The sequence below is a fragment of the Paenibacillus sp. 598K genome (genome assembly GCF_003851045.1).
Classification (GTDB): Bacteria; Bacillota; Bacilli; order Paenibacillales; family Paenibacillaceae; genus Paenibacillus_D.
This window is the reverse complement of sequence record NZ_BFBX01000088.1, coordinates 11,699-28,586: the sequence shown is the minus strand read 5'-3', so window position 1 is coordinate 28,586 and position 16,888 is coordinate 11,699. Positions and strand designations below refer to the sequence as shown.

8 protein-coding genes are annotated in these 16,888 nt (G+C 54.0%); 7 read left to right on the top strand and 1 reads right to left on the bottom strand.

Features of this window, described 5'->3' with window-relative positions:
- Positions 1-232: 232 nt before the first annotated feature.
- Both PA598K_RS23800 and PA598K_RS23795 read left to right on the top strand, forming a co-directional pair.
- Positions 233-3,421, top strand: a complete 3,189-nt coding sequence (locus PA598K_RS23800) for a family 16 glycoside hydrolase (RefSeq protein ID WP_260405571.1) — start codon at positions 233-235, stop codon at positions 3,419-3,421.
- A 112-nt stretch (positions 3,422-3,533) separates the two neighbouring features.
- Entirely contained in the window at positions 3,534-4,661 is a 1,128-nt protein-coding gene (locus tag PA598K_RS23795) for a Gfo/Idh/MocA family protein (RefSeq protein WP_128659356.1), read from the top strand.
- An 80-nt stretch (positions 4,662-4,741) separates the two neighbouring features.
- Here the strand turns inward: PA598K_RS23795 and PA598K_RS23790 are convergent, their stop codons facing one another.
- The gene (locus PA598K_RS23790) at positions 4,742-9,544 is read right to left on the bottom strand and encodes an S-layer homology domain-containing protein (protein WP_260405570.1); all 4,803 of its coding nucleotides are present in this window, start codon (positions 9,542-9,544) and stop codon (positions 4,742-4,744) included.
- Positions 9,545-9,884: 340 nt separating this feature from the next.
- Between PA598K_RS23790 and PA598K_RS23785 the strand changes: the two genes are divergently transcribed.
- The 5 genes from PA598K_RS23785 to PA598K_RS23765 all read left to right on the top strand — a co-directional run bounded on the left by PA598K_RS23785 (position 9,885) and on the right by PA598K_RS23765 (position 16,754).
- Complete coding sequence (locus PA598K_RS23785; RefSeq protein WP_260405569.1) at positions 9,885-11,657, top strand: cache domain-containing sensor histidine kinase; 1,773 nt, start codon at positions 9,885-9,887, stop codon at positions 11,655-11,657.
- Positions 11,644-13,269 carry a response regulator gene (locus PA598K_RS23780; protein ID WP_128659354.1) on the top strand — a complete coding sequence of 542 codons (1,626 nt, stop codon included), beginning with the start codon at positions 11,644-11,646 and terminating at the stop codon, positions 13,267-13,269. The genes PA598K_RS23785 and PA598K_RS23780 overlap by 14 nt, the downstream gene beginning before the upstream one ends.
- A 123-nt stretch (positions 13,270-13,392) precedes the next feature.
- Positions 13,393-14,820 (top strand): ABC transporter substrate-binding protein, encoded by a 1,428-nt coding sequence (locus tag PA598K_RS23775; RefSeq protein WP_128659353.1) that lies wholly within the window; start codon positions 13,393-13,395, stop codon positions 14,818-14,820.
- 78 nt (positions 14,821-14,898) lie between these two features.
- Positions 14,899-15,798 carry a carbohydrate ABC transporter permease gene (locus tag PA598K_RS23770; RefSeq protein WP_128659352.1) on the top strand — a complete coding sequence of 300 codons (900 nt, stop codon included), beginning with the start codon at positions 14,899-14,901 and terminating at the stop codon, positions 15,796-15,798.
- A gap of 53 nt (positions 15,799-15,851) precedes the next feature.
- Positions 15,852-16,754 (top strand): carbohydrate ABC transporter permease, encoded by a 903-nt coding sequence (locus tag PA598K_RS23765; protein WP_128659351.1) that lies wholly within the window; start codon positions 15,852-15,854, stop codon positions 16,752-16,754.
- Positions 16,755-16,888: the final 134 nt, after the last annotated feature.

Below are 16,888 nucleotides of genomic sequence, written 5' to 3'. Positions count from 1 at the left end.
GTATGCAGACACGCCCTAGTATAAACCGTTTGCCGACGCAAAGAGAATGATGGATCTTGCTTCTTCACTTGATGAATCTTACTGTTTTCAGCGGGCTATGACAGGACAGTTGAATTGTATCCCTGAACAGTGGGCTTGCCCCACTGTTTTCTTTTGGGCGAGCGATTATAATTCAACTTGTCAGCGCATGCCTTCACAGAAAAAAACGATTGAGGAGGTAATTATGCTTACGATGACAAGAAAAGCTTTTCATCTGTTGGTGGTGCTTGTGGTGGTCATGGCTGTATGGGCGCCATATTCGGCTCATGCAACCGAAGGTGGAGATACCAATGCGACGTCTTCAGAGGATTCGGTAGGCGAGGTCGAGGAGACGGTTGAAGTCATCGAGACGGATGAGGATGAGGCGGGTCCGACAGATCCGACAGACGCAGGAGAGCAAGTGGAGGGAGTAGACGCAGAGGATGAAACGGGCGAAGGGGATGCCGAAGAGCAAGCCCTTGATGCACAGATCGCTGCCGCTCCGGCCACGCTTCAAAATTATCCGAAGCCGTCGATCTATACCGCATCGAGCGTGTTTTCACTGAAAGCGGATAACCAATCGGTCCCGGTGCTTAGCTACATGCCGGACTATGATTACGCTCATTTTTCGTTTGACGGTACAGTCAGTCTTGAAGTGACGGCCAGCGAGCCGATCACTTCGTATTCGATCAGCCCCTTGGCCAAAAAAATTCAGGGGACGGTAAACGGGAATAAGCTGACGTTTTCGCTCTCTACCTCTACGTATGTCATCGTAGAAATTAATGGCGCGAGAAAACGGCTCGTCATCGCAGCTGATCCGCTGGAGACGAATATCCCCCCAGCCACCGGCTCGGGAATCTACAATGTAACCCAGTCGCCGTACAATGCGGACAAGACGGGAGCGGCGATGGCGACAACCGCGATTCAGCAGGCGATCGACGCTGCTAATCAAGCGGGCGGCGGTATCGTATACCTCCCGGCAGGCGTCTACAAAAGCGGCAACCTCACCTTGAAGAGCAATGTAACCTTTTACCTTGCAGGAGGTGCGGTGCTTGTCGGTACGGGCAAGGGAGAAGACTACCGGATCGATTTCCGCAAGGATTCGCGAAATGCGGACGGCACCTATTTTATTCAGACGGCCGTGAACTCCAGCAATATTACGGTTCGGGGACGGGGCACGATCGACGGCAAAGGCATCGCGATGCGCGAGCGGAAGATGCCGGCGCCCAGCAAAAACGAAGGGCTGCTCAACAATCTACTCGTTCCAATGGCAACCTCCAATTTTAACTTCGACGGTCTGATCCTGCGGGATGCCGGGTTCTGGTCGTTTATGGTGGCGCGCTCGGACAATGTCACCATCAAAAACCTCAAAGGCTTTCAAGATCTGTACAAGATCGAAAACGATGTCATTGATATTAACGAAAGCCAGAACGTGCTAGTCCAGCATTCGATCGCCATCTCGGACGACGATACGTATTCGACGAAAACATGGTTGCAGACAGGGATGTCAAAGGACTGGCCCGGGCAACTGGAGCATCTGGAGAACGTCGTCTTCGACGATGCCTTCGCCTGGACCAGATGCGCAGCCTTCAAAATCGGCATGGGGGTTGCCCAGCCGCAGATCGGGGTGACGATCCGCAATTCGTATGTGTATCAAAGCGCCAGAGCGCTGCTGGTGGATCACGGCTATACGATGAATACACTTCCAGAGGAAGGGTACGCACATAACATTACCTTCGAAAATATCGATATCGAACGCGTAGAGATTAACCAGTTCGGCAATTATTGGTTCAGGGTGTCTACCAGCACATCCGGAGATGTAAGCAATGTCGTCGTCAAAAACATCAATATCCGCCAGCTTGGAGGCCAGCAGTCCCTTCTGTCCGGCAATGTGACCCGGGGCGGAAAGGTCAAGGACGTGACGTTCTCGGACATCTACGTCAAAGGCAAGCTTGCAACGACCTTAAGCGACCTGAAAATTAACGTCGCCAATGCGAATGTCGAGGGGATCCGCTTTGCCAATTCCAAGCCAAGACTATTCGAAGACAACTTCGAGGACGGCGATCTCGCAGGGTGGACGACGGTAGCTGGCAATTGGAGCGTGCCGACGGCAGGCGATAACAAGGTGTTGTCGAGCGGCAGTCAGACCACGACCTCGATGATCACTGCGGGCAGCGGAGGTGCATGGACGGACTACACCTATGAAGCGGGAGCGAGAGTGGCTTATACCAACGCTAATGCCGGAATTGTCTTTCGGGTCCAGGATGCCAGCAATTATTACCTGTATCGCATCAATGCCGCCACCCAGATGCTGGAGCTGTACAAAGCCATCCAGGGGCAGCTGACGCTGGCCACAAGCGTGCCGTTTGCAGCGCAGGAGAAGCAATGGTACACCCTCAAAGCGATGGTGCAAGGCAATACGATTACCGGATACGTCGATGGGCAATTAAAGCTGCAATGGACCAACCCGACGACACAATTAACTTCGGGAGGCATCGGCTTCCGAACGACCTCGGCGGGCGTTCATTTCGATGACGCTGTGGTTGCTCCGATCAACCTTGCGCCGACGGATGTTTCGCTCTCCCATCAAGCCGTGGCCGAGAACACGACGTCAGGGGGCATGGTCGGAGCCTTCGCGACCATTGATCCCGATGCTGGCGAGACGTTCTCGTACCAGCTCATTGCCGGAGCGGGGAGCAGCGACAACAACAGCTTTACGATCTCCGAGAACCGCTTGTACCTCGCAGTTACACCGGATTACGAAACAAAGAACAGCTATAGCATCCGGGTGAGGAGCATGGATTCGGGCGGACTGTATGTTGACAAAACCTTCACGATCCAGATAACGGATGTGAGCGAACCGGTCCCGCCATCCAATCATACGGTTACGGCCTTCAGCGCTGATTTTGAGGGTGGGACGATGAACGGGTGGACGCCTGCATCCGGCTCCTGGAGCGTGAAGACCGACGGGACCCAGGTGTTGGCTCAGACCGCTTCGACGACGGGCTTCATCACCGCCGGCAGTGCATGGACGAATTATACGTACCAGGCCCAAGCAAAGCTGTCGATCGTCAATGCCAATGCAGGAATTCTGTTCCGGGTCCAGGATGCCGACAATTATTATATGTATCGGTTGAATGGCTCCGCGCAACGGCTGGAGCTGTACAAATCGGTGAACGGGGCTCTGACGCTTGTATCGAGCACGCCTTTTACGACGCAGGCCAATCAGTGGTACGAGCTGAAGGCATATGTGCAGGGCAACACCATCAAAGCTTATGTCAACGGAGGCTTGAAGACGGAGTGGACCAATCCCGTAGCGGAATTGACAACCGGCAAGATCGGATTCCGGACCACCTCGGTGAACGTATCCTTTGATAACGCGGTGGTGCGTACTCCTAACTAGCATCAGACACGAGTATAAGGGGCTGTCCCGAAGCCGCGATTCGGCTCTGCGGGACAGCTTTTGGTTTGTGAATCAACCTTGCCAACTAAAGACAAGAAGGAGCTAACCGAACATGGAAGTCGTACGTTTGGGCGTAATTGGACTGGGCAATATGGGCAAAGGACATATCCGTTACATCGTAAAAGGAGAGATTCCTGGCTTGAAGCTGACCGCAGTGAGCGACATCGCGGAGGCCGGGCGGCAATGGGCACACGATCACGCTGGCGAAGGGGTTAATATCTACACCGATCCTTATGAGATGCTGGACTCCGGAAAGATCGACGGCGTATTGATCACAACGCCGCATTATTCGCACCCGGAGCTGGCCATCGCTTGCTTCCAGCGCGGCTTGCATGTCCTGCTCGAGAAGCCTGCCGGCGTCTATACGAAGCAAGTTCGCGAGATGAATGAAGCATTTACCGCAACCGGCCTCACGTTCAGCATGATGTACAATCAGCGTACCAATCCGCTCTACCGCAAGCTCAAAGAGCTGGTGGACAGCGGAGAGCTCGGCGAGATTCGGCGGACCAACTGGATTATTACGACCTGGTATCGTTCCCAAAGCTATTATGACTCCGGCACATGGCGAGCGACTTGGGCAGGCGAGGGCGGCGGCGTACTGCTCAATCAGGACCCGCATCAGCTCGATTTGTGGCAATGGATGATCGGCATGATGCCGAGGCGCGTTCGCGCGTTCTGTTACTTCGGCAAATATCGCGACATTGAAGTGGAAGACGATGTCACGGCTTTTGTTGAATATGAGAATGGGGCGACCGGCGTATTCGTGACGACAACGGGCGAGACGCCCGGCACCAACCGACTCGAAATCATTGGCGATCGAGGCAAAGTTGTCATTGAGGATGACAAGCTGACGTTCTGGCGCTTGCGCGTATCCGAGACCGAATTCAATGCAACTTATAAGGGCGGCTTCGGTCAGCCGGAGTGTTGGAGATGCGAGGTTCCGATTATTGGGAAGAATGAGAACCATCAAGGCATTATGCGCAATTGGACCAACGCAATCTTGCATGGCGAGGAGCTGATCGCTCCGGGCGAGGAGGGCATTAAAGGGCTGATGTTAGCCAATGCTATGCTGCTGTCTACCTGGCTCGATAATTGGGTGGACCTGCCCATGGACGAAGAACTGTATTTGGCACAATTGCAGGAAAGGGTCGAAAACTCCCGTTATCGCAAGGAAAAATAACGTCGCTCTATGCTGCGCTATAGAAGTCAGGGCCACCTCTAGAAACCTCTAGAGGTGGCCCTTTTCGATTCAGCTGAAGCTTAGATCAAACCCGATTGCTGCAACAGCCTAGTTACAATGACAGCTACCTCCGCACGGGTCATATTGCCTTTTGGCGCTAATATGTTGCCGTCACGTCCCTGGATGATCCCTGCCTGCAAGCCGGACGCCATACTGTGCAAGGCATAGTCGGCCACATCGCCCGCATCTGCAAACTTCGACTGCAACTCTCCAGCTGCATCCCCGCTCAGCTCGACGCTCAAGCCGGTTATTCGCATCGCTCTTGCGATCATCGTCATCGCCTGCTCACGGGTAATGTGCTCCGCGGGCCTGAAGGATCCGTCCTCGAATCCGTTAATCATCCCGTACTTATGGGCAGTCGCAACGACATCGTAATACCAGTGATCTGTGGTTACATCATTAAAAATGTTACTCCCGGCACCCGATTGCACAAGTCCAAGTCCTCTGGTCATAATCGCGGCGAACTCTGCGCGGGTAATCGCCCGCCCTGGCTCAAACTTGTCTTCTCCGCTGCCGTCAAGGATGAGTCGGGAGCCCAAGTCGTTGATCGCTTCCTTAGCCCAATGGGTATCGATGTCCGCAAAGGTCCTGGAACCGGCAACCACTGCGTAGACGCTATTGGTCAAGCTTGCGATGTCCGCATGAGGCTTACCGTCCACTAGTATCGCTTTGGTGGGCACATGAGAGAAGGAGCCGTCAGCATGGAGGACAACGCCGGTTATGGTGCTGCCAGAATCGATTTCCTCGGAAAGCGCAAGGGTTCTTTGCACATACCCGTCGAATGTCGTAATCTCCGTATCGTTACTGGCGCTGGTGCTGGCGATAATCTTGAACGCTATAGGCTGTGCAACAACCTGATAGCCTTGCCGCTCCGCAGCGTCCTGCACCTGTTTGACTGTATCCGCCGCAGCCGCTGCTATCGTGAACTGGAGCTTGATGGCCTGCAATGCGGTCTGTCTACCCAGTTGCTGTGCCAAGGCATCCATATTGATATTCGCTGCAGGCAGGGTATACGTTGCTTTGTCCGTTTTGATCTGCAGCAACAACCCCTTGGTTGCCAAGTCCTTCACCATCTGTCCCGTCCATTCCACGACGATCTTGTCCGAGAGCGTCTCAACCGGAATGGTGATTGTTGCGCCGTTGCTTTCCTTGGCGATCTTCTGCTCCAGGAGGGCGGGATCGATGACAAGGGTTGTGACGCTATAGCCGTTATCCTGGGTAGTGGTCTCCGTACCGAGGCCGGTTTGCGGCGTTTCCCCATTCTCGTTGTCCTTTGGCGGAGATGTTTCCCCGCCATTATCGACCGGCGGCTGCCATGTCGCTCCGCCACCGCCATCGGTTCTGGCGTTGACTGTCAAGGCGATCGTCTTCGGATCGGTTGTCATGTCGATCCAGTCGGTGCCATTCCAGCTCTGTTTCTGAAATGTCACTTCGATGAGGTGTTGCCCTGCCGTTGAGGGCGTATAGCTGGACGAGTACACCTGGTCGCTCAGCGTAAATACCCCATACTTTTCAGACTCTGTGGAGCTCCACTCCACGGGATAATAACGCTCCTCGCCCGGCAGAGTTCCGACTTCATGCTGTCTGTCGCCTGCCGCCGTTATCCTAACCGTATCCCCAGCCGTTACGCTGCTGCGGTCGAGCGTAATCGTGTTATTGGACGCATCCGCCTTGGTCGGCACCTCCGATTGCGTCTGCTTGAGACCCGTTACGACAAGATTGCGGAAGGCCGCATCGACGGATGTCGTTCTCAAGCCGATCGTGCCGGCTGTCAATTCAGTTGCAGGATTGGTCCATTCCAATTGTAATTCTCCGTCTACATAACCCTTCATCGTATTGCCGTATACCATCACTTGCAATCTATACCATTGCTTCGTTACAGGCGAGAAGGCCGTGCTGGATACCATCGTCATGGTTCCCTCAACGGATTTGAATAACTCCAGCTTCTTGTTCGATGCGTTAATTCGGAACATATAGAAATTGCCGTTATCCTGTACTCTGAAAACAAGGCCTGCATTGGAATTGGAGATCGGAACTCTGACATCGGCTTCATAAGAATAATCTGACCACGAATCATTTGCAATCAGCAGGGCCGACGTATTCGCCCGTTGCACCAGAACCCTCGCTTCATCTTCGGTTACGACGCGCCAGGTACCTCCGCTTGCGGTCCAGCCTTCGATACCGTCGTTTTCAAAGTACTCGCTGAACAACACCTGGTCTGGATCGGGTTCGAAGGAGGAAGGGTTGGCCTCCAAGATCTGGATTGGGAAGACCTTCTCATAGTAAAGGCCACCTGAATCGGTGCTCCTCACCCGGATACTGTAGCTGTCTTTCGTTTCGTAATCCAACGCGGTACGGAGAATTAGCGTGTCTCCAAGTACGGCTATGGAGAAGCTGCGATTGTCGTTATCGCCTTCCCCTGACACAAGCGTATAGGCGAATGTATCCTGTTCATCCGGGTCTTCTGTAGTGAAGACGCCAACTACGCTGCCCTCCGATGTATTTTCCGCGATGAGGTGATTAGAGAGCGTAATATCGGTTGGCGCCTGATTGATTGCGGAAACGACCACATCGTCAAACTTAACATTTGCCGACGTGGTTCGGAATCCTACGCCTCCAGCTAATAGTTCTTCCTCGGGATTCGTCCAACTGGTCATCAACTGGCCGTCCACATAAGCCTCGATTTTATTGCCTTGCACCACCACTTTTATCGCATACCATTGCTTGCCGGGCGTAAAAGCCGTATCGGCTTCCTGTATACGAGTCAATGTTCCGTTGATGGCTTTGAACAGCTCCAGCCTTTTGGCGGCAGCATTGATGCGATACATGTAGTAATTGTCTGCATCGGTCACCCGGAAGATCAGGCCTGCATTCTCTTGGCCGTTTGCCAGGTGAGGATGCGTTCGCGCCTCAAATACGTAATCCGTCCAGGAGGCCCCTTCATTGGCGATCAGCAACGAGGTGCTGGTGCGAGTGCCGCTGGAGAGCACATTTCCTCCCTCATCCTGAATGGTCCAACGATCCTCGGGCCGGACGACCCAGTTATCCAGCGTTCCTTCTTCAAAATCATCGCTAAAGATAGGCGTAACTGTGTTGGCGAAGACAACGCCATTTACATTCTCATTTCTCACGGATGCTTTTAGGTCGCTCAAGCTTTTGGCAAGCACGCCCTTCACATAAACATCCGTAAACGTCAAGCCGTCGATCATACCGCCTCGGGTTGGATTTCCTTGAATCTGTGAGGTTCCTCCCGTTTGGCGGACATTAATATTTTTGAACAGGACATTGCTTACATCTCCGGATGTGCTGGTAGACACTCTGAACCAATAATTGCCGAATTGGTTTATGCCAACCCGTTCAATATCAATGTTCTCGAATGTGACATTTTGGGCATAGCCTTCCTCAGGGAGCGGATTGCTTGTAAACGCATGATCGATAAGCAGCGCCCTGGCGCTTTGATACACATAAGAATTCCGGATGGTTACGTCGATCTGTGGCGTGCATATGCCCATGCCAAGCTTGAAAGCTGCAGTACGGGTCCAAGCGAGACAATCATCAAAGACCACATTGGACAGGTGCTCGATCTCGCCGGGCCAGTCCTTGGACATACCCATTTGCGGCCAGGTTTTGGTGGAGTAGGTGTCGTCGTCCGAGATGGCGATGGCATGCTTGACCAGCACGTTCTGACTTTCGTTAATATCGATGCCGTCGTTCTCAAGCACGCGCAAATCCTGAAACACCTTATAGTTGGTAATCGTTACGTTGTCGGAACGAACCACCATAAATGCCCAGAAGCCGCCGTCTCTCAAGATCAGCCCGTCAAATGTAAAGTTGCTAGTTGCTATCGGTACCAGCAAGTTGTTGATAAAGCCTTCTCCTTCCTTATGCGTGGAAGGGGCATTGGTCATCTTGTGATTTCGCATTTCCAGCCCTTTGCCATCAATCGTTCCGCGTCCCCGCATCGTGATATTCTCGGAGTCTACTTCCGTTCGGATGAAGTAGGTTCCATCTCGCGAGAGGGAATCCTTGCGGAAGTCATTCCGGTAATCCTCGCCTCTGCCTGTTCCGACAATGACGGCGCCGCCAGCCAGGTAGAAGTCGACATTGCTTTTCAAGGTAAGATTGCTGGAGGTGTAGACACCGGCTGGAATCAACACCGTACCTCCACCAGCTTGATGAGCGTCGTCAATCGCCTGCTGGATCGCAGCCGATGTGATGGTTGCTCCTGTGTTGTCGGCATTGTACGGCTCGGCGGTTACATCGTAAACTCCGGGATCCGAGCGGTCTGGAATGTCCGTTTCAAGCGGATCGGCCGCGATGACGAGTCGTTTTCTTATTTTTGCCGGGTCGCTCTCATCTACCTTTTCATTGGGGTCCTCATTGATATCAACAATGACATAGGTGGAGGTAGAAAGTGTAAACGTCAGCTTGTTTCCATCGACCGTCCCCTCAATATTCTTGGCCAGCGGACTGATGGAATACGAGGTGATCGGTTCGTTTGCAGTGATCTCAATGGTGACTGTGCCAGCAAAGGAAAACTGGGCGTAGTCATATTCGGGCTTGTATTGAATGACAGGGACCGCCTCATTACCTGCTCTTACGGAGTAGGCGCTTGATGGGGTATAGATTGAGGGCATCGGGTAGTTTTGAATAATAGCCGCCTCATCCGTCGTCTCAAGCAAAGATGCATCACGATCCTCATCATCGACATCCGTTGAAGATACATAGTCGTATTCATAAATCTCGTCTGCACTAGCAGGCTGCGACATCAAGCCTGTGAACATAACTGCAATGGCTAATAGAAGACTCATAACCTTTCGCATAAGCATGCATCCCTCCACAAAATCAAAAATCTTGCTTCATGCACTGTTCAGCCACTTTGATGCAAGCGCTATCAATAATGGGAAACAGTTCGTTTAACTGCCTTGCCTCCTCTCAGGGCGTATTTGGTTCATTATAAGTCTTGTCCCGAAAGAGAGGAGTGGGGTGATTTCACTTTCGAGGGATAAAATTGCAAGGTGCGTCACAGGCAGAGGATTGATCGTTAAAATGTATCCCTATACAGTGAGCGTACCGCATTCTTTTTTTACCTGATTGTAGATTATAATAAAACGAATTGTCGAAGCAGCGGCCGGGGTGTCATAATTACTAGAGAAGCGAAACGTGGAAGGTGTGGTCAGCTTGGATTACCTCGGCAGGCAATCGCTGCGCAACAAGCTCAAAATTGCATTTCTGGCCGTCATCGTCATTTCTGTCCTGATGACCGGAGGATTGTCCTACTATATCTCCGCCGCCACTCTGGAGAAAAATGCGCTCAAGCTCACGCAGGATACGGTGACCAGGTCGGCGCAGATTGTGGATGAGAAGCTGAACAAGCTGATGCTCATTATGATGACCTTGATGATCAGCCAGCCGTTCTCCGACATGCTCAAGGATGTGGTCTTCGAGGATTCGAGCAGGTATTACACCCGTTTAAGCGATCTTGATAACGTTTTCTCGCAGGCCCGTATTGCGGAGCCGCTCATTCATTCGATTTATGTGTATACGCCGATTGGCGAGTTTTATCCTTCGTCCATGAACCGCAACCGGGCGAATGCATTCGAGGATACCTTCTTGTACGCGCGTATCGAGCAAGAGAACAGGAACCAGTGGGTGGAGGGGCATGAGGATATGCTGTTCTCCGGCAATGAAAGGGTCATATCGCTCATCCTTCAGCCGATCTTTGACACCCCAGTGAGCGGCGTATATATTATCGTGAACATTCGTGAAGAAGGCTTCCGCAAGCTGGTGCAGGGTGACGCCGGAGAGGAAGCGACCAGTTTTTTGCTTAATACGGCGGGCGAGACGGTCTATCCTGCCAGAGAGCCGCTAGTCCGCCAAGCGGTGGACGCAGGCCATTTAGGGCGCCAGATGAACCGGCCGGAGGGCAGTCAACCGTTCGTCCTGGATGGCGAGACCTACCTGCTGAATTATGCTCGACTGGACATCGCGGATTGGATCATGACGACCATCAGGCCCCGCTCGGTTGTGCTGAAGGATCTGGCGTATGTCAAATGGCTCATTGTCGCCGTAGCTGCCGTGGTCTTTACGGTAACCCTGCTCATCTCAGGCGCTTTTGCGCGTTATTTGCTGAAGCCGCTGCAAGGGCTGCTCAAGGTGATGAAACGGGTCGAAACCAACGATCTGACTGCCCGTTTTGAAAGCAGGAGCAGCGATGAGCTGGGGCAGGTGGGCTTCCGCTTTAACCGGATGCTGGAGCAAATCGTCCGATTGATCGATGAGGTGACGGAAGCGGAGACGCACAAGCGGACGGCCGAGATCAAGGCGCTGTCGGCGCAGATGGATCCGCATTTCCTGTACAACACCCTCAATACGATCTACTGGAAGCTAAAGCTAAAGCAGATCGAGCCTTCGCAGCAGATGGTGCTCTCGCTCTCCCGTCTGTTCCAGCTCGGGCTGAACAATGGCCGGGAAATGACAACCGTGGCCAAGGAGCTGGAGCATGTGCGTCAATATCTGGAGCTGCAGTTAAGCTGCTATGAAGGGTTGTTCACCTACGAGATTCATATGCGCCGGCCCGAGCTGAGCGGGCTGCGGCTTCCGCGCATCCTGTTGCAGCCGCTGACGGAGAACAGCATCCTGCACGGGTTCCGGGACATGAAGAGCGGCGGGCGAATCGACATCGAGATTGACGGCGACGAAGAGCGGTGGACGCTCATCGTGCGCGATAACGGACACGGGATGGATGAGGAGCAGCTGGAGGCGATGCTGTTGTCGGAATCGAAGAAGGGCTATGCGGTCTCCAACCTGATCCGGCGGCTCCAGCTGTATTACGGGGGTTCGGCAGAGTTGCGCGTGGACAGTGCGCCGACGAGGGGAACGACCATTACGATTGCTTTGCCTGTGAAAGGGGAGGTTGCGCATGAGTCAGCCTGAGGCGATCCGTCTCTGTATTATCGACGACATCCGAAGCGTTGTGGACGGACTGACTGCGATGAACTGGGAAGAAGAGGGCATCCAGGTAGTAGGGTCATCCAGCAATGGGGAAGAAGGATTGGAGTTGATCACCCGGCTGCTGCCGGATCTGGTCATCACCGATATACGAATGCCCAAGATGGATGGATTGCGTATGCTTCGCGCCGTGCTGCAAGAGCACCGCAGCTGCAAAGTCATCTTGATCAGCGGCTATGCCGACTTTGAATACGCCCAGCAGGCGGTACAGCTGGGCGCCTTTGATTTTGTGGTCAAGCCGTTCTCGGAAGAGGAGCTGATGGACGCGGTGCTGCGAGCCAAAGCCGCCGTGATGGAAGAGCGATCGAGGCTTATGGACAGGAGGAAGATGGAGACCAAGCTGCGGGAGAGCATGCCAGCGCTGCGTCAGGAATATTGTGCGCAGCTCGTCAGCCACCGCACCACCTGGGAAGAGGCCAAGGAGCGCTGGGCTTTCCTGGAGATCGGGCTGCAGCCGCGGCACTTCGTCGTGATGCTGATCGACATCGATCGTTTTCGCGAGCAGGCGTCCGAGCAATCCGTCCGGGAGATGGAGCTGACCCGGTTCTCGCTGCTTAATATTGTCCAGGAGACATTGGCTACTCATGCGCCAAGCGTCGTGTTCCGCGCGCTCCATGACCAGTACCTGGCGATCCTCAATGACACCGGCTCCTCCCGCCCCATCGAGATCGCTGAGGAGTGCTGCCGCAATATCGAACGCTATACCAAGTTCACGGTCTCCGTCGGCGTCGGCGGCAGCGTCGCCGAGCTCAGCGAGCTGCCGGATTCCTACCGCCAGGCCCAGCGTGCGCTCTCTCATCATCTGTTTACCGAAGGCAATGCGGCTATCCGGTATGCAGATGTATACCCGACGGTCAGCCAGGAACCGTTGGCGTTGGAGTACAAGGACGAGCTGCTCATGGCGCTTCGTGCGGGGAATACCGAACGTACTGTGCATATGCTGTCTGTCATCGCGGAGGAGGTGCACAAGCTGGTCTCCCGCCAAAGCCCGGATTATCTGCTCAGCCTGTATGAGGAGTTAGCTGCTTCCGCGATCCGGACCTTTTACGAGATCGCTCCTTATCCGGATATCCAGCCGCTAATCCAGCGGTTCAGGGAGGCGCAGCTCACGGCGGGACTGCCGCTTGCAGCCCTGCAGCGTCATCTCCTCGCCTTATGCGCGGAGGGAGCCGAGCTGGTGCGCCGGAGCAGCTTGTCCGAAGGTCAAAAGGTAGTCTACAAAGCCATGGACTATATCAAGCATCGCTTGGCTGAGGATATGACCGTGGGCGAATGCGCGGCTCATGTGCACCTGAGCGCCAGCTACTTCTCCAGCCTGTTCAAGCAGGTGACAGGGATGACGGTCACCCAGCATATAACCGCGGCACGGATCCACAAAGCCAAGCTGCTGCTGGTGGAGGGAGCGCAGGTGCAGGAGGTCGCATCGGCCGTCGGATATGAGGAGCGCAGATATTTCAGCGAGATGTTCAAGAAAATCACCGGACAGACGCCGTCCGAGTTCAGAGCGAGCTATCACGGGGATCGTCCGGAGATCTAAGCGCCAGCAAATCATAGAATTCTATCCCTGGAGAGTGAAGTTGCCGCACTCCTTTTCGGAGTCCGAGCCACTATAATAAAAGCGAGCTCACAAAACAATCAATCAATTAAAGGGGTAGAGGGTATGCGGAAAACATGGGCAGGGCTTGGCTTGAGCCTGATCCTGGCTGTCGGTCTCGCTGGCTGCAGCAGCGGCAACGATAACAACAATGGCGCTAACGGAGCAGCAGGCAATGGTGGTGCGACGAACGGAAAGTCGGGGACAGAAACGCAGACACCACCGGTGGAGTCGGGCAAGCCCGTCCAACTGAAATATTGGACCGACGATCGTCATGATCAGGAATACATTAAGGAAATGGTCAACGCATTTAATGAAACGAACGAAGACAATATTCAGGTGGAGCTGACCGTGATGTCGGAGAACTACGCGCAAAGCGTCGACATCGCCTTCTCCAGCAAACAAGCGCCGGATGTATTGCGGCTGAAGAGCGGCAATGTGGGCGAGTTTTACAAAAAAGGTTACCTGGCGCCGATCGACGAGTATCTGACCGATGAGATAACCTCGAAATTCGGCAGCCTGCTGATCGATAATGTCAACCGGTTCGACGGGAAGGTGTACACGCTCGCTAATACTGGCCTCACCTTGCGTCTGGTCTACAACAAGGACCTGTTTGAAAAAGCGGGAATCGAGAATCCGCCGGCTTCGCTGCAAGAGATGGTGGATGCCGCCAAGCAAATTACGGCTGCGGGCAAATCGGAAGGCGTCTACGGCTTCGCGCTAAACTTCAAATCGCCGAAGTCGGCCTTTGACCGCTCGATCCGGGAAATTCTATCGCTCAGCGGCCATCAGGGACTTGGCTTTGATCTGAAAACAGGCCAATTCGACTTCGCGCCTTATTCGCAGGTCATCGAGTACTTCAAGCAAATGCATGAAGACGGCAGTGTGATGCCTGGCGCGGAGGCCCTCGACATCGACCCGCTGCGCGCCCAGTTCGCCGCAGGCAAGATCGGCATGTATCTCTCCTTCTCGACCGAGCCGGGCGTCTATCAGGATCAGTTCCCGACAGAGATCAACTGGGGCGGGGCGCTGGCCCCGACGATCGACGGCCAGATCAAAGGAACCTCCGAGATTGTGTCTGCCGGAACCTGGCTGGGCATCAGCCAGCAATCGGCTAACAAAGAAGCGGCTTGGAAGTTTATGCAGTATATGTACGGCGACGACATCTTGAAGACCTACCATGAAAAAGGCTTCGGTATCGCGATCGTGCCTAGTATTGTGGAGCAGGCTCAAAACCCGGAGGTTAACGGAATGGAAGGGTTCCTGGTGGGAGAACACGACTCGCTCTGGCCCGTCTCGCCGACCGTCACGCCGGAAGGCGCAGGCTATGCCGACGCATTCTACAAATATATCCTGGCCGGCGGAGATCTGCAGGCCATTACAGAGGACTTGAATAAAAGATACAACGATGCGCTGGCCAAGGCTGTGGAAAAAGGCGAGGTTGCGGTTACGCCAAACCCGGGTTTTGATCCAGCCAAACCGCAAGGTAATTAGCAGGCAAGATCGGGGTTGCCGCAGGCAGGATTGGCGGCTGCCCCTTTCTTTTCATCTAATTCCGGGGAGGAAGGACGCATGGGTTACAAATGGAGACGATTGGGAGAGAACACGCTGTTTCTGTCCCCAAGCATTATATTAACGGCAGCCCTGGGCATCTATCCATTGATCTGGATGCTGCGTTATATGTTCTACGACTATGCCGGATACGGCGAACCGTTGTTCATTGGCCTGGACAACTTCCAGCGGCTGATGCGCGATGCGCTCTTCTGGGAATCGGTGGGAAATACCTTTATCTATGCTGGCGGCAAGCTGGTGCTGACGCTGCCTGTGTCCATGCTGCTCGCGGTGATTCTGAACGGCAAGCTGAGGGGCAGCAATCTGCTGCGCGGGATTTATTTTATGCCGACGATTATCAGTACCGCAGTCATATCCGTAGTCTTCTACACGATTTTCAATTCGTACAACGGCATGGTGAACACCGTATTAATGAAGCTTCGCCTGATCTCGGAGCCGATCGAATGGCTTGGACCAAACCTTGCGATGCTGACTGTCATTCTTGTGGCCGTATGGGGCGCGGTCGGCAACTATATGCTGCTGTTCCTTGCTGGACTGCAGGGTATTCCGAAGGATCTTTACGAGAGTGCTTCCATAGACGGGGCTAATGCCGGAAGGCGGTTCTGGAGCATTACGCTGCCGATGCTGGCCCCAGTGGCCCAACTGGTCATTATGCTGGCGATTATCGCATCTCTGAAAGGTTATGAGAGCATCATGCTGATCACGGAAGGCGGACCGATCGGCAAAACCGAGGTCATGTATCTGTATCTGTACAAATTGTTGTTCCCGGTATCTACAGGTTCTCCTGTCGTACAACAGTTTGGTTACGGCAGCGCTGTAGGTTTCGCTACGGCCATCATTGTGGGGGCGATTACGGGTCTGTATTTCTTACTAAGCCGCAAAATGAATAAGGTTTATTAGGGGAGGTTCAAAAAGTACGCTGTTGATCACGAAGTGATGCAGGAGGTTAGAAGATGAACGATCAGGTATTATCCCCGGAGCCGGGCAGGCCGCGCAAGCCTGCCGCCCGTCCGCTCTCCAGCCGCTCAGGCAAAGTGGCAAGCCTCACCATCATGTGGCTGTTTTTAGTGGTGACGGCGCTATTGACTATATTTCCTTTATTGATGACCTTGGCCGGCTCGCTCAAGACCGGCGCCGAGATGATGACGGGCGGTACCTTGCTGCCGAGCAAGCTGCAATTCGTGAACTATGCGGAAGCGTGGAAGCAGGCCAATTTTGCCCGTTATACCTGGAACAGCACCTTTGTCAGCGTAATGGTGACCGCAGGCACATTGCTGGTTGCGGCCATGGCCGCTTATGTGGTGGATCGGCGTCAGTTTCCCGGCAAATCCCTGTATGTGACCATACAAGCATCGATGATGTTTATTTCCGTCGGCGCCATCGTGCTGCGCCCGCAATTCGATCTGATGGTCGCGCTCAACCTGAATACGACGCTGTGGGGCGTCATCCTGATTCTGATTAGCGGCCATTCCTCAACCTTCTTCATGCTGCTGGGCTTCTTCAAGGCGATCCCCCGCGAGCTGGATGAGTCGGCTATGGTGGATGGGTCCGGGTTCATCCGGACGTTCTTCCGGATCGTGCTGCCGCTCCTGGCGCCGGGACTGGGTGTGACCGGCCTGTTCGCCTTTCGGCATGCCTGGAACGAATACATCCTGCCGCTCGTATTCACGATGACGAACCCGGAGCTGCAGACGCTCACCGTCGGTTTGGCGAATCTCCGTTTCGGCTCCTCCGCAGCGATGCAGATCCATTTGATGATGGCCGGAGCCTGCTTGTCGATTTTGCCGATGCTGCTGGTGTATGTGGTGGCGAACAAGTCGTTTATTCAGGTGACGGCTGGGTCGGTGAAGGGGTAAAGTTCAGGTTGTTGGAAAAATGCCATCAGGACGGATCATTCTTCCAATCGCTGTTGTCCCCAGAATTTTTGATGAATTAACCCTACAGGGGTTAAATTCCGGGGACAGCGTATGCTTTCGAAGCTAGCTTTTCT